This window comes from Acetivibrio sp. (assembly GCF_035371925.1).
GTDB lineage: Bacteria > Bacillota > Clostridia > Acetivibrionales > Acetivibrionaceae > Hungateiclostridium.
Map to the genome: position 1 here is coordinate 1 of NZ_DAORXT010000025.1, position 15,370 is coordinate 15,370.

At 39.0% G+C, this 15,370-nt stretch carries 11 protein-coding genes; 2 read left to right on the forward strand and 9 right to left on the reverse strand.

Features of this window, described 5'->3' with window-relative positions:
• Nucleotides 1–139: 139 nt before the first annotated feature.
• The 8 genes from PLH43_RS05225 to spoIIR all read right to left on the reverse strand — a co-directional run bounded on the left by PLH43_RS05225 (nt 140) and on the right by spoIIR (nt 11,938).
• The gene (locus tag PLH43_RS05225) at nt 140–937 is read right to left on the reverse strand and encodes a hypothetical protein (protein WP_324360816.1); all 798 of its coding nucleotides are present in this window, start codon (nt 935–937) and stop codon (nt 140–142) included.
• A 99-nt stretch (nt 938–1,036) separates the two neighbouring features.
• The gene (locus tag PLH43_RS05230) at nt 1,037–2,317 is read right to left on the reverse strand and encodes a hypothetical protein (RefSeq protein ID WP_324360817.1); all 1,281 of its coding nucleotides are present in this window, start codon (nt 2,315–2,317) and stop codon (nt 1,037–1,039) included.
• 104 nt (nt 2,318–2,421) lie between these two features.
• Nucleotides 2,422–3,813: an ATP-binding protein gene (locus PLH43_RS05235; RefSeq protein ID WP_324360818.1), complete on the reverse strand. Its 1,392-nt coding sequence runs from the start codon at nt 3,811–3,813 to the stop codon at nt 2,422–2,424.
• Between the two features lies 1 nt (nt 3,814).
• Nucleotides 3,815–4,501, reverse strand: a complete 687-nt coding sequence (locus tag PLH43_RS05240) for a response regulator transcription factor (protein ID WP_324360820.1) — start codon at nt 4,499–4,501, stop codon at nt 3,815–3,817.
• A 1,358-nt stretch (nt 4,502–5,859) separates the two neighbouring features.
• Nucleotides 5,860–8,574 carry a calcium-translocating P-type ATPase, SERCA-type gene (locus tag PLH43_RS05245; RefSeq protein WP_324360822.1) on the reverse strand — a complete coding sequence of 905 codons (2,715 nt, stop codon included), beginning with the start codon at nt 8,572–8,574 and terminating at the stop codon, nt 5,860–5,862.
• A gap of 151 nt (nt 8,575–8,725) precedes the next feature.
• The gene (locus PLH43_RS05250) at nt 8,726–10,174 is read right to left on the reverse strand and encodes an aminotransferase class I/II-fold pyridoxal phosphate-dependent enzyme (protein WP_324360861.1); all 1,449 of its coding nucleotides are present in this window, start codon (nt 10,172–10,174) and stop codon (nt 8,726–8,728) included.
• Nucleotides 10,175–10,309: 135 nt separating this feature from the next.
• Entirely contained in the window at nt 10,310–10,999 is a 690-nt protein-coding gene (locus PLH43_RS05255) for an MgtC/SapB family protein (RefSeq protein WP_324360824.1), read from the reverse strand.
• Between the two features lie 240 nt (nt 11,000–11,239).
• Nucleotides 11,240–11,938, reverse strand: a complete 699-nt coding sequence (gene spoIIR / locus PLH43_RS05260; RefSeq protein WP_324360826.1) for a stage II sporulation protein R — start codon at nt 11,936–11,938, stop codon at nt 11,240–11,242.
• Nucleotides 11,939–12,262: 324 nt separating this feature from the next.
• Here spoIIR and PLH43_RS05265 point away from each other — a divergent pair, with 324 nt between their 5' ends.
• Nucleotides 12,263–12,607, forward strand: a complete 345-nt coding sequence (locus tag PLH43_RS05265) for a PadR family transcriptional regulator (RefSeq protein WP_324360828.1) — start codon at nt 12,263–12,265, stop codon at nt 12,605–12,607.
• A complete protein-coding gene (locus PLH43_RS05270) occupies nt 12,594–13,373 on the forward strand; it encodes a permease prefix domain 1-containing protein (RefSeq protein ID WP_324360829.1) in 780 nt (259 codons plus the stop codon). Before PLH43_RS05265 ends, PLH43_RS05270 begins: the two co-directional genes overlap by 14 nt.
• A 96-nt stretch (nt 13,374–13,469) precedes the next feature.
• Here PLH43_RS05270 and PLH43_RS05275 read toward each other — a convergent pair whose 3' ends face one another.
• Nucleotides 13,470–15,080: a CTP synthase gene (locus PLH43_RS05275; RefSeq protein ID WP_324360831.1), complete on the reverse strand. Its 1,611-nt coding sequence runs from the start codon at nt 15,078–15,080 to the stop codon at nt 13,470–13,472.
• Nucleotides 15,081–15,370 lie beyond the last annotated feature (290 nt).

The following is a 15,370-nucleotide window of genomic DNA, read 5'->3' on the forward strand; positions in this document are numbered from 1 at the left end:
TATTTATGCTAACATATTCGCATTTTTTCTCCAAACCTATTAGGGGGCTAAATAGATATTCAAGTCCCGATTTGCAATATTCTTCTATTTAAATTATGCTAAGTGCACCCTTCATTCTCAGCGTTATTAATTATTCCCGCTATTGCTTTATATGTTCATGATTTTTGAGATGATCCATGCAATATTCGCGATTCCCTTCGCAAGTCATGCAATATCTAAAATCCATGTCCGGATTGTCCTTTTCCGTAATACCGCATACTGTGCATTTGTGAATATACGCTTTCTCCCTGAAGGTGCCCATGTACTTGGTCTTTCTGTATACCGAACTACCCCTGGTCTTATACCTAATAAAAATATCCTTTCCGAAGAATATGAAGAAATTCATTATCGGTATAATTATATAAAGCTTCATAATTAATGGCGATGTTAAAAGCAAATAAATAATGGAAATCCATGAAATATATCCTAAATATTTGATTTTAATCGGTATAATGAAAAACAAATAAATCTGGTAATCGGGATACAAATATGCAAATGCAAGAAATATAGACAAGTTTATAAAGTTTGCTGTGGCAGGTAACGGAATAAAAAATGCCGCAATGGTCGTGCCTATCATGCCAAGCAAATAGTACAAATTAAATTTAAAGCTGCCCCATTCATTCTCAAGACCCGTTGCCATAATATAATAAAAATATACGGCTAAAAACATCCACAAGACATCTTCCATTGAGGTCAGCGGAGGGATAAAAATATATGTCACCAGTCTCCAAACCTCACCCTTAAGAACATTGGACGGAATAAGATACAAATAATTTATATACCTGCTGTCAAGAAGGTTCAACATATATACAAACACATTCAGTATGACAATATACATCGGAAGCCTTTTTATCGCAAACTTTCCGAATTTCCTTTCCAACTTGTCCAATAAGTTCATAAATTCACTCCTCTGTTAAGCATCAAACATAATTTGTCGTGCCGCGATTATTCATACTAACCATTTTACCAGGAAAAGCGAATAAATCCAAGGGCTGTTTTAGTCGGAAGATGTCAGAAAAGGTTTGATGTATTCCAATTCTTTTTTGGCCTTATATGAATTCAACAAGTATAATGCAGTTCCCTCCTTGTAGGCAGTTTCTGCTATTTCACATGACTTTTCAAGAAACAATCCGGCTGTTTCATACTGTTTAAGACCTATGTATGCGTATCCCAAGTTGAGATAGACCTCAACAAGCTCCTCATCGTCAAGGCCATAGTTTGCCATTGCATAGTTGGATTCAATTATACTTTCGTGATATTTTCCAATTTTAGCATATGCTTCAGCTTTAAGTATTTTTGATTTTTTCTGATATTTAATAACCTCTCTGACGGTTTTGTCTCCATGCCTGTCAATATACTTCTGAGTGATTTCCAGGGCATTGTCGATAGATTCAAGTGCATCCAAGGGCTTTCCCGACCTCATCTGGGCTTTGGCAAGAACATACCATCGGTAGTAATCGTTCCTGTATCCTTGCAGGTTCTTTTTCAGCTCCTCAATAATATTTTCATAGTAGCCCGCATAGAAATCATCAACCTCTATAAGTCCGCTTCCCATCCATTCCTTATGCTCCCATTGCAGGATGCAAAAGTATTCATCCTTTCTGCCTTCACTCTCCGACTCGTACATTTCCTCATCAAACAAGTACAGCATCAGTACAGGCTTGATTTCATTGTTAATCCCTCTTCTGTCTTCAATGCCCACAAATTCAGAATACTTGAGGTTGGAAATCAGCTTGGGTTCCCCTTCTTCTTTAAGTGAGTATATATCAAGATTGCTACCCAATCTGTAGCCTATATTCCACCCTATAAGCAATTCCGGATAATTGTCGCCGGTAATATCCCTGACATCCGCCAAGTCGAGAGACACAATATTGGAAGTATACTGCTTCTGCCAAAAAATTTGCCAGTCAGAATTCTTGTCCTGCTTCAGTATAAATACGCCAAACACTTCAGCGCCATTGTCTTTAAGGTCTCTTCCCCTATATAGCGCCAGCAATTCTGTCCTACCGTCCCCATCAATGTCAATTTCTCTAACTGCGTCAGCATTTTTTGGTTGGAGAGAATATGAAAACTGTGTACCCGGAGCCAAAAACCTCCGTGCTACTGCTTTTGGGTCCTCAACCTCTCCTGAAGAAACATTTATATACTGCGGAGGCTTTATAGCGCTGGCAGGAGGCGGCAGAATATCACAGCCTGTCACCAAAACTGTTATTGCAACCGCAAATATAATTATTGCACTTGTTAACATCAATTTTATGCTTGTATGTATTCTTCCCATCTTTATCCTCTCTATTGCCTGTAAAATCTCCGATTTACATTTATCTCGTTATAATTTTACATTATGAAGCAAAAAAAAAGATTACAAAAAGGTTAAATTTGAAGCTACACCGGAAGAATTACATCCACCGTTGTACCTTTTCCGACAGTGCTTTCGATGTTTATTTCACCATTGTGAAGTTTTACAATCTCATCGCAAATGGCAAGTCCCAAACCACTGCCCGAAACAGTTTTATCTCCTTTAAAAAACCTTTGCGTAACTTTCGGTATATCCTCCTTCGGGATGCCGCAACCGCTATCCTCTATTCTTACCAAAACACAGTTTTCCCTCTTTCTGCCAATAATATCGATATACCCGCCTTTTTGTGTAAATTTAAATGAATTGTCAATAATGTTTATAAATACCTGTTTTAGCCTATTTTCATCCGCTTCAATCACCGGAAGTCCCTCATCAATATCTATCGTCATAGTTATACCCTTTCGCTCGGCTCTAGGCTCCATCTGCCTTTTTATGTATCTTAAAAGCTCTTCCAAATTCACAGCGCCTTTTCTTAATGTAATAACTCCGGCATCAAATTTCGAGAAATCCAAAAGTTCATCCACAAGGTCAGCCAGCCTTTTACTCTCTCTCTCAATTATATCGAGCCCTTCCTTCAGTTCCTCTTTACTTTCAATATCTTCGGAATTAATTGTGATTATCCATCCCATTATTGATGTCAAAGGCGTGCGAAGTTCATGGGAAATTGAGGCGATAAAATCGTTTTTCATTTTTTGATGATTGGACAATTCCTGCGCCATATAATTCAAAGTAGCTCCAAGCTCTCCAATTTCATCGTCATACCTTTTGGCCACCCGTACATCGAATCTGCCCCGTGCCATGACTTTCGCAGCAGATGTTATTTCTTTGACAGGTTTTACAATAGTATTGGTCAAAGCCAAACCTGTAAAAAAAATCAAAAAGACTATGCAAAATCCCAAAGTAACAAGAATGAGTATGTGATTTTTCAATATTTCATTTACATCGGAAAGAGTTGTAATTACTCTTACTACTCCAATCACTTCTTCACTGTCCGAATGAGTTATGGGCCAGGAAACCGAAAAAACCGGTTCACCGGTCAAGGGTATCTTTCCCTTCCAAACAGCTTGTTTTCCGCCTAATGCCATATTGATGTCGTAATAGTCAAGCTTCTCTCCTTCCATCGAAGGGTCTATGGAATCGGCAAGCAGAATTCCCTTATCATCAATTATCTGAACTTGCGCCACAGTATTTCCCGGCGTGGATTCCAACAATATTTTTGCATCCTTGGACAAATCATAATTATTGAGATATTGATTGTAATTATGAATTATTGATTGTGCAGAACGATTTAACTCAGACTCTATACTTGAATAATAAAACTCTGTAAGTCCATAAATCAGAATAATTTCAAAAAACATTACCGATAAAAAAGTAATAGCCAGATAAGTTCCGACAATTCTGCCCCTGATTCCCCGCAAGTCAATCTTCCTTTCTCAATAAATACCCTTTCCCCCAAACCGTCTCTATATATTTTGGCTCTGAAGGGTCATCCTCCATTTTCTCTCTAAGTCGTCGGATGTGAACATCAACAGTCTTGGTATCTCCCACATAGTCTTCACCCCACACCCAGTTTAAAATCTCATCTCTGGTTAAAGCCTTGTTCAGGTTATTCGCAAATACCTTCAGCAAACAAAATTCCCTTCGCGTTAGCTCCAAGTTTTCTCCGTTCTTGTACACTTTTTGAGAATTATAGTCGATTTTAAAGGGACCTATTACAACTTCGTTTGAATTCTCTGCCTTGTTCGTCCTCCTGATAACCGCTCTTATTCTCGCCACCAACTCCATAGGGTTGAAAGGCTTGATTATATAATCGTCGGCTCCAAGCTCCAAACCTTTTATCTTGTCAATATCCTCGCCCCTTGCCGTAACCATTATTATTGATATCTCAGGATGCTCCTTGGAAACTTTTTTGCATATCTCAAAGCCATCAATATCAGGAAGCATTATATCCAGCAATATAACTTCCGGCTTTTCCAATTCCACCAGCCTCAAGGCTTCTTTACCGGTCTCTGCCTGAATTGCATTAAAATCCTTTCTGCTAAGGATCCTCACCATAAAGCTCCTTATATCGTTTTCATCCTCAACAATTAATACTTTAGCCCCCATAAAAACCCATTCCTTTTCAAATATAATAACGCAGTACAGTCTCATTCTTTTGGAAATTACGATATCTTTCATACTATTGCAATACATTGAACTATTATTAATTTATTATACATAAATATAATGAAAAATCAGAGTCCCATATTTACTTTTCAGAGTATTTTGCCTTTATTTGCAAACAGTAAACACTTTATGAGGCGTTTGGTTATATAATAGAATTTATTTATGTCGGGCTAGTTGCAAAAACAATTCGTCTTTATACTTATTATAATACCAGAGAAATCACATTTAATCCAGATTCTGCACAAAAATTATTCTTGGCGCTACTTCAACGGAAAGATGCAGAAAGTTATGACGATGAGCCACATTTATGAGTCGGATTGGATTATCATCGGAAAATCCATCGCTAAAGATGTAAAAGAATACAAAATAGCCGGATAATATATTAAGTTAAATAAAATAAAGACAACGCAGTTTGTGCAATGTATATGCTGCAAACGTTGTCCAAGTAAATTACCTGAAGAAATTATATAGAAAATGCCAGTCCCGCAATGCGGGACTAATCCAAATTTTTATAGGAGGATTGCTGCTTTAAAACAACTTCTTCAACATCATCAATATATTCAGTATTTTAATTGCCGGTGGGGTGATCACCCGTAATTTTTAAAAACTCATTCCACCGTTCTTTTTAATATTGTACAATATTAACTCCCACTTCAACTCAAGTCATCACCATGCTGCTCATGGCGCGATTCTCAACAGCTTTTCCGCCCCATGCAAGTCTTGCACCACAAACAGAATGTTTTTTCTCTCTAATATCAGTTTAAAAGCATCCAACAACTTATACTTTTTATGTACGGACTTTACAATGCCTAAGACTTACACAACCAATGATTCTCTAAGATTTTCCCCCTTGATTTATTGCTTTTTACAACACTTTTTATAACATTTAAATATTATATATAATTACGCGCGCGCAATGAGCCTTATAAAAACTTGTTTCTGACTGTATGAGGGTAAGTATAAAAGCAATGAAGGATGCAATACTGTGCCAATTCTTTTAGTATTTATTTATGACAAAATCAACTTCCAATATTAGCGCATCTACAACAAGGTATGATTCTTTATATGACTGTATTTATATTTGTTATATAGTTTCAAGTATCGATGCAAAATCTGTTTCAAAACCATATTACATTTATTTGCTAAGCATTTCCACGGCCGCTATCGCCACTTCTTGTATACAAGAACAGCCAATCTTTATTTTTTTCTATTGAAGTACTTCGATTTTATTATATATTAATACTCGTATAAAATGGTTACAAAAAGGTTAAAATTTTTAAATTTTTTTCGTATTTTACCTATCTCCTTATGTACTTGTAATTAACTCTGAAAAAGCTTGAAATTACCGGACCCAATGCCGAAAATCCGCCGATTAAAATCCAGTCATTGATAGATAACGGTACGGTTTTGAATATTCCTTGGAATAACGGTATATACACAACCCCCAGTATCATTATAAGCGAACACAAAACTGCCAGTGTAAGGGGTATATTGTTAAAAATCGGTATTTCAAATATATTCTTTCTTTCCGACTTACACTCAAAGACATGTATAAGCTGGGTTATAACCAAGGTTACAAAAGCAGCGGTTCTTGCCAGATGAACATTGGAAGTAAAGCTCAATATACTTGCAAATACCGCTAAAGTGCTAAAGCCTATAAGAGTGCCCCTAAATATTATAAGTTGCCACAATCCATTGGAGAATATATGCTCCTTTGCTCCCCTCGGAGGCCTCATCATAATATCCTTCTCCCCCGGTTCAAGCCCCAATGCTATTGCCGGAAGTCCGTCCGTAACCAAGTTGACCCACAATATCTGAATCGGCAGAAGAGGCAGAGGAAGACCTATAAGAGTTCCGACAAACATGGTCAGTACCTCTCCAATGTTGCAGGAGAGCATATATCGGATAAATTTGCGGATGTTGTTGTATATGACCCTTCCTTCCTCCACAGCTGCAACAATTGTAGCAAAATTATCGTCAAGGAGAATCATTGAAGATGCCTCTTTCGTTACATCCGTACCGGTTATCCCCATAGCCACGCCGATATCGGCTTCCTTGATTGCCGGAGCATCATTTACGCCATCTCCAGTCATTGCAACAATGTGTCCCCGTTTTTTGAGCGCCCTTACTATCCTCAGCTTGTGCCTCGGCGAAACTCTGGCATACACCGATACTTCATCCACCATTTCCTCAAGCCTTTTGTCATCCATCTGTTCCAATTGAGCTCCCGTCAGCACCCTGTCGCCTTCAGATGCTATATTTAGCTCCCTTGCAATAGCCGCTGCGGTTATTTTATGATCTCCGGTAATCATTACCGGTTTTATTCCTGCAAGCTTGCATTTTCGCACGGCATCCAGCGCCTCTTTTCTCGGCGGGTCTATCATTCCTATCAATCCTGCAAACACAAGGTCCTTTTCTACATCGTCCAACCTGTAATTTTTGGAATCAAGCTTTTTAAAAGCTACTCCCAATACTCTTAGTGCTTCATTTGCCATATCGTCGTTTGCTTTGAGCACTCTTTTAACTCCAGCCGGGTCCAAACCCACAACTCCCTTTGATGTATATATCTTGCTGCATTTCTCAATTATTACGTCTGCAGCACCCTTGGTAAAAACAAAAACCTCTCCCTTGTCATTTTCGCATATTACCGACATGCACTTTCTATCGGAGTCAAAAGGTACTTCATCAATCCTCATATAGCTTTCGTTTAGTAATTCCTGGGTACATCCCCCTTTTGCTCCGACCACGAGAAGCGCAGCTTCGGTAGGGTCTCCGCTAAGTTCCCATTTTTCTGCCTTCGGAATCAGCGATGCTATTTTCCCAAAGGACTTGTTTTGCTTTATTCTTGTCATTGACGCATTGTTGCAAAGAACTCCTATTTTTAAAGTAGTTTTTAGAGAATCGTTATTTTCGGGATCGATTTTTCTATTAAGCGAGATAAATTCGCCTTCACTGCTAAGAGGGCTTCCATTAACCTCCACAAAGCCTCCATTGGTATAGATTTTCCTTACCGTCATCTTGTTCTCTGTAAGAGTGCCCGTTTTGTCCGAACATATAACACTGGCACATCCCAAAGTTTCCACAGCCGGAAGCTTTCTTATAAAAGCATTTCTTTTATACATTCTCTGAACACCCAAAGCCAAAGCAATGGTTACTATAGCCGGAAGTCCCTCCGGTACTGCAGCAACAGCAAGGCTTATACCCGAAAGGAACATTGTAAAGAGTTTCTCTCCCCTTAATATGCCGGTTATCGTAACTATTGCACATATGATGAGGCATCCGTAAACAATGTATTTTCCCAAAGCATCAAGTCTTCTTTGAAGAGGTGTCTGTTCTGTCTCTATACTTTGTATCATATCGGCAATTTTTCCCATCTCAGTCATCATTCCGGTAGAACAGACAACAGCCTTGCCTCTTCCGCTGGTTACAACCGTCCCCATATATACCATACTGCTTTTTTCATTGGGGCTTGCGCTCTTTCTGCCGCCTGTCTCAACCTGTTTTTCCACCGGCACGGATTCACCGGTCAGCAAAGACTCATCCACGCACAGTCCGTGGGATTCTATCAAAACAGCATCTGCCGGAATCCTATCACCGGCCTCGAGCAACACAAGGTCCCCCGGTACAACTCTCTCCGCAGGTATTTCCACATTTTTTCCATCTCTTACCACCTTAGCTACCGGCGCCGCAAGCCCTTTTAATGCCTCCAAGGTCTTTTCGGTTCGGTACTCCTGAATAAATCCCATAAGTGCATTAAGAATCACGATTGACACAATGGTTATCGCTTCGGTTAGTTCCCCCATAAAAGCCGAAATCAAGGTGGATGCCAGAAGAATAAGCACCATAAAATCACTAAACTGAGCAATGAGGATTTTTAAAGGAGATATCTTTTTCTTTTCCTCCAAGGTATTGGGACCATATTTTTTATACTTTTGCTCCGCCTCTCTTTCACTCAGGCCGTATTTAACTCTGCTCATGTTGAGTTCCTGTAGAGCCGACTCTAGAATACTCAAAACCAATCACTCCTTTTGCCTTATCGGCACATGCTTATGCCATGTACTTTTTTCCTGTCATAGTCCTATTTCTATTCAGAAATAAGGACAATTAGACCAAAAAGTGATTGGTTTGGCAATTAAATTGGACTAAAGAAAAAAGTGTGGACTGTCAATCCACACCAAGAACCATTATGGAATTTATGTACGGGTCCGCCGTTCCTTGAAGCTGGGTTCTTTGCTCCTTTAATATCTTTATATAATCCACTATGTCCTGAGTAATTCTTTCACCCATACATACCACCGGAATGCCCGGAGGATAGGCCATAACCATTTCTCCGGCTATCTCCCCTACAGACTTGTCCAGCGGAACTATCTTTTTAGGACTGTAAAATGCATCCCTCGGTGAAACTATCATCTTGGGATTCTGGGGAATAAACGGTGTTTTGGGATATTCCTTTTTCTCGGTCTTTTCAGAAATGTCTTTTAATGCGTTTATAAGCGCTGTCAAATTCTCTTCCTTGTCTCCTATGCTTACTATTGCCAATATATTTGAAAGATCCGACATCTCAATCTGTATATTATATTCTTTTCTAAGCTTCGCTTCCATCTCGTAACCGGTGTACCCCAGGCCAGATACGCATATTCCCAGCTTTGTTTCATCAAAATCAAAACATCCGGGAGTCCCTATGAGCTCTTTTCCGAAGGCATACACGCCTTCGATTTTATTTATCTCATCCCTTGCCATTCTCGCAAGTCTTAAGGTTTCCTCCAGCATATCGCTTCCTTTTGTGGCAAGCTGTTTTCTCGCAATATCAAGGGAGCACATTAAAAGATATGATGCACTGGAAGTATACGTAAGGTTTAAAACCTGCTTTACCCTCTCGGGGCTTATCATATTTCCCCTTAAAAGCAGCAAAGAACTTTGTGTCAGCGAACCAGCCGTTTTGTGAGTACTTACGGCACTCATATCGGCGCCGACTTCCATTGCCGTCAGAGGAAAGTCATCATGAAAAGACATGTGCGCACCATGAGCCTCATCCACTAAAACAGCCATTTCATGTCTGTGGGCTATTCTTACAAGAGATTTCAAATCCGAAGCCACTCCGTAATAAGTCGGATTAATAATGAACACAGCTTTTGCATGGGGATTCTCCTTTATTGCCTTTTTGAGGCTCTCTTCCGTAATTCCCATGGCAATGCCCAATTTTTCATTTATTTCGGGCTGTACATACACCGGCATCGCACCGCTCAATATAATTCCACCTATCGTGGACTTATGCGCATTTCTCGGAATAATTATCTTATCTCCGGGTTGGCAAGCACTCATAATCATTGCCTGAACACCGGATGTTGTTCCATTCACCAAAAAATAAGCATGCTGAGCTCCAAACGCTTGAGCTGCCAGCATTTCCGATTCGTAAATAACCCCCGTGGGGTTGTTCGCAAAATCCAGGTCCTCCATTCCATTTGCATCCATTTGAAGTGCTCTTTCGCCAATATACTCTCTAAGCTCCGCAAGGCCAGCTCCCTGCTTGTGACCCGGCACATGAAACTGTATCACATTGCTGTCAACATATCTCTTTACAGCATCAAAAACCGGTGTTTTAAGCTGGTTCATTCTCGGCACTGTCAATCCCCTCTTTCTTGTTTGGAAAACACAAAAAAATTGTAAACAAATGAATTATAGGGTAAAGGATGAAAAAAGTCAAACATTTTGAAATAATTTTTTTGATTGCACAGCGCCCGCTATATATTATTGCCCGGTAACCTTTTTAACTCCGCCAACACCTCTAAGTTCATCCATTATCTTTTCTTTTGACACATCATTAGGAATCCTTACCACAAATTTTATTAAAACATCCTTCTCTTTATCGTCATTAATAAACTCAATATTTCTTATTGTTGTATCGTACTTACCGAATACACAGCCTATTGTACCAATTTGTCCGGGTAAATCTTCTGTCTGTATATAAAACACATTCAACCTGCTTTTCCTGGTGATATGCTTTTCTGTTCTTTTTAATAAAATTAGCGTAATATAAATAATTACGGTAGATATAACCGCTCCTCCATAAAAACCGATTCCCACTGCAATTCCGACACAGGAAACCGCCCATAGGCTTGCGGCTGTAGTAAGACCTCTAACATTTGCACCCTCGCGTATTATGGTTCCCGCTCCCAAAAAACCTATGCCGCTGATTACCTGAGCTCCAAGACGTGCAGGGTCAATGTTGGTAAATCCCTTGTAATTATTGAAAATATACTGAGAAGTTATCATGACAAGAGCCGAGCCAACACATACCAGAATGTGAGTTCTAAAACCGGCAGGCCTGTTCGTACTCTCCCTTTCATAACCTATTACTCCTCCCAGGACGCATGCCAAAAGCAGCCTTACAATAACAATCAAATAGAAGCTGCAGCTCTCCAAAAAAATACTCATCATACAGCTCACCTCATTCTGGGGATATAAAAGTTCGCATAAGCTTACTTTGCGAAAAAGAAATGCTTCCCAATAAAAGTATATATTAAAAGTATATATCAAATGCATATATATCTTCAATATGCTGGCCGCATTTTTCTTGACGGTAAATAGGAAAATTCCCTGATGGAAGTTATGAAAGCCAGCAGGGAATTTCAGTATTGTTCGTCCAAAGTACATCGTATCGAATTATATTTTGTTTTACTATTGAAACATTCTATTCATTGCACTTGCAATTTTTATCTTCGAAGTCTGAAACATCTCTACAATCTTGAATTTTATCTCAATATCAATATCCTCGCCTTCATCTTTTGTTGTAATAAGATAATATTCCTCCTCGCTTAAAACTTGTTTCAAATCATCTTTTACAGAATCCGGCACAGTCCCGTGAGTAGCATCCACAAAGCATAGCGGCGGAAAGAGCACACACCACCAATTCTGTCCTTCTCCATCGCCTATAACAACTCTTAAAGCCTGATAATTTCCTGCCGGAAGACTTATATCCCCATAAACCTTGGTGGGGAAAGGATATACCCCGAGCATAACCTTTACGTCATAATCTTTATTTTGTCTCTTAATCTCATTTAACGCAACCTGTTTTATGGCTTCGGAGTTTTCCTCTATTATCCTTTTTGTAGTTTCCACATCCTTGACATTTTTGAGCTTGTCCTTCATAAAGTTTATTACAACATCCCTGACATCCCTTTTTAACTGTTGGTCTTCAGGTGAATCACTGTTTGCCAAAACGTGCAAGCGGATAATATTATCGGCAAGTCCGCTGCTTACATCCTCCGAATAGGATATTAACGCAACTCCCGATAGAATTGTTGTCAAAAGAATAATCGTCGTAAGTACCTTTGAAAATATTTTTTTCTTTTGAGTGTTATTTGATGAATTTAACATAATATTCTTCCCCCCGTATCTCGTAATCGAACCAATTCAGGATTATTTTACAATTCCAAAATGGTTCCATAGCCTAATTTTTTTTACAATATAAACTTTTATTGTTTAGTATAATTGTTTACAAATTCGAAACGAATTATACTATACATTAAATTATTTGCATCAAAATCTATATATAGGACATCGGAGCATTATTTTGCATTCAGACAATCAAATTTTAGCTTTTTATAAAAAAAGTACTTTACCTGTCGTAGTAGTTGTGTTACAATATTACTACGACAGTTGGAGTACGACAGACGTAGTAATAATAGAGGAGGAATTCCGGTGATTAGCAGTGATGTAATACGGGGTTATAACGACACCATTATTCTAAGCCTCCTTTTAGAAGGTGATTCCTATGGGTATGAGATTTCAAAAAACATACGCTTAATAACAGATGATTTGTATGTTATGAAAGAAACAACCCTTTACTCTGCCTTCGCGCGTCTCGAAAAAAACGGATATATCAAATCCTACTATGGAGAAGAAACTCAGGGTAAAAGGAGAACTTACTACCGAATAACCCCGGAGGGAATCAAATACTACAAAGAAAAGTGCGAAGAATGGGAACTGACCAAAAAAGTAATCAATAAATTTGTAAAGGAGATGGGAACCTATGGAGACTATTAAAAGCTACCTTGACAACATTTTTCGGAATTTACCGAAGACCAAGGAAATGGAACGCCTAAAAAACGAGATATACTACAACATGGAAGAAAGATACCACGAACTTAAAAACAGCGGAAAACCCGAAAATGAAGCAATCGGTATTGTTATCTCCGAGTTCGGAAACATAGATGAGCTTTTGGAGGAAATGGATATTTCCCCATCGATGAATAATGGAAATTACCCCGTAATAGAAGTTGAAGAAGCAATGGAGTTTATCTCATTGAAAGAAAAAGCTTCTTATATGATTGCAGCAGGAACCGGGCTGATTTTACTTGGAGTATCCATTTTAGTATTTCTAACATTGATGGCAGAACGCAATCTGATTTTTCAGACTCTCCCTCAAGATGCCAAGGATACGCTGCCTGTTGTAGCGTTATTGGTGTTAATAGTTCCGGCTGTAGCTCTTTTCATATATTCCGGGACCAAGCTTGAAAGGTTTAAATTCATTGAGGAAGGAAAGTTCGAAATCTCTTCAGATTTGAAATCCATTTTGGATGCAGAATTACCTGCTGCTACTCAAAAGCAAAACATGTTTACCATTATAGGTGTAAGCCTTTGCATACTCTCCGTCGTGGTCGTGATTGCCTTCACATTGTTTGAGCCTTTTGTCGAATTTGGAGTATGTGTCATGCTCTTAATGATAGCCGTTGCAGTATTTATTTTCATTGTCTCTAGCAGTGTCCCATCTTCATATAAAAAACTAATGAAAATTGACAGTAACAAGTAAATAGGCAAAACTTAGTTAAATTAATACTCTCCGAATTTTTATGTAATTAAAAACGGCTGTCCGTTTACGGGACAGCCACTTTTATATTTTATTCTATTATTGATTATAGCGTTTTTCCACTGCAGCCCTTATAAAATCCTTGAACAAAGGATGAGGCCTGTTTGGTCTTGACTTAAACTCCGGATGGAATTGAACTCCTATAAACCAAGGATGATCCTTAAGTTCAATAATTTCCACAAGCTTTTCGCTTGGAGACAAACCTGCCAAAACCAATCCCTTTGATGTTAAAAGCTCCCTATACTCGTTGTTGAACTCATATCTGTGTCTGTGTCTTTCATATATAAGCTCGTCCGCATATATGTTATAGGTAATAGAGTCCTTTTTAATTTTGCAAGGATAAAGTCCAAGTCTCATTGTGCCGCCTTTTTCATCTATATCTTTTTGTTCCGGCATAAGGTCAATGACGGGATGAGGACAGTTTACATCGAATTCCGAACTGTTTGCCATCTTGAGACCTGCAACATTTCTCGCAAATTCCACAACCGCCATTTGCATTCCGAGACAAATACCAAAATACGGCACTTTATTTTCTCGGGCATATTTTGCTGCAAGAATCTTTCCTTCTATACCCCTGTCGCCAAATCCGCCAGGCACCAGTATGCCGTCTGCATCGCAAAGACTTTCTTCAAGATTGTCCTGATTGAGCTCTTCTGAATTAATCCACTTTATTTTTACCTCGGCGTCATTGGCTATCCCTCCATGATTGAGAGACTCTACAACACTAAGATATGCATCATGGAGCTCAACATATTTTCCTACAAGAGCTATGGTCAGGGACCTGCTCAGGTTTTTCTGCTTGTTTACCAATTGGCACCATTCGGCCATATCTGGTTCAACACAATTGAGATTCAAACGCTTGCAAACAATATTCGCCAGCCCCTCTTCCTCAAGCATCAAAGGAATTTCATAAAGGGATTCGGCGTCAAGATTCTGAATTACCCACTCTCCGGGTATATTGCAGAAGAGTCCGATCTTGTCCTTCATTTCCTTTGAAAGTCTCTTCTCTGTACGACAAACAATTATATCTGGCTGTATACCAAGGCTTCTTAGCTCTTTGACACTGTGCTGGGTAGGCTTTGTCTTGAGTTCTCCCGACATGCTCAGATACGGAACAAGAGTAACGTGTATGTAGATCACATTCTCTCTGCCCACGTCACTTGCTACCTGCCGAATGGCTTCCAAGAAAGGCAGGCTCTCAATATCTCCCACGGTACCGCCAATCTCGGTGATTACCACATCGGTGTTGCCCTCTTTACCCACCAGATAAATTCTATTCTTAATCTCGTTGGTTACATGGGGTATAACCTGCACCGTACCGCCGAGAAAATCACCTTTTCTTTCCTTGTTGATGATGGACCAGTATATCTTACCGGTGGTGATATTACTGTTTTTGCTCAAATTCTCATCTATAAATCTTTCATAATGACCCAAATCCAGATCCGTCTCAGCCCCGTCATCGGTTACGAATACCTCTCCATGCTGATACGGGCTCATAGTACCTGGGTCCACATTAATATATGGGTCAAACTTTTGAATAGTGACTCGAAGACCTCTGGCTTTTAAAAGTCTCCCCAGTGAGGCGGCAGTTATCCCTTTTCCAAGCCCGGAAACAACACCGCCGGTTACAAAAATGTACTTAACAGACATGATTTCAATCCTCCATGAAAAAACAACTTCAGCCGGGAAAGCACTTCACGGCTGATTTGATTATTACTTAAAAACTTTTATTTTGTAGTTAAAAATAAAATATAGACACATACGATTATATTTTATATATGTGTTTTAAGAGTGTCAATAGAAATTTTTTATACAATTATTGTTTGTAAAATAAACTTTGATTTAATCATGGAATTATAGAAGACAATATAAAAAAGCTGTTAACCTTGTAAATCCAAGTCCGGTTTATTTATTACAAAGTACGATAGTCTCTCCCCTAA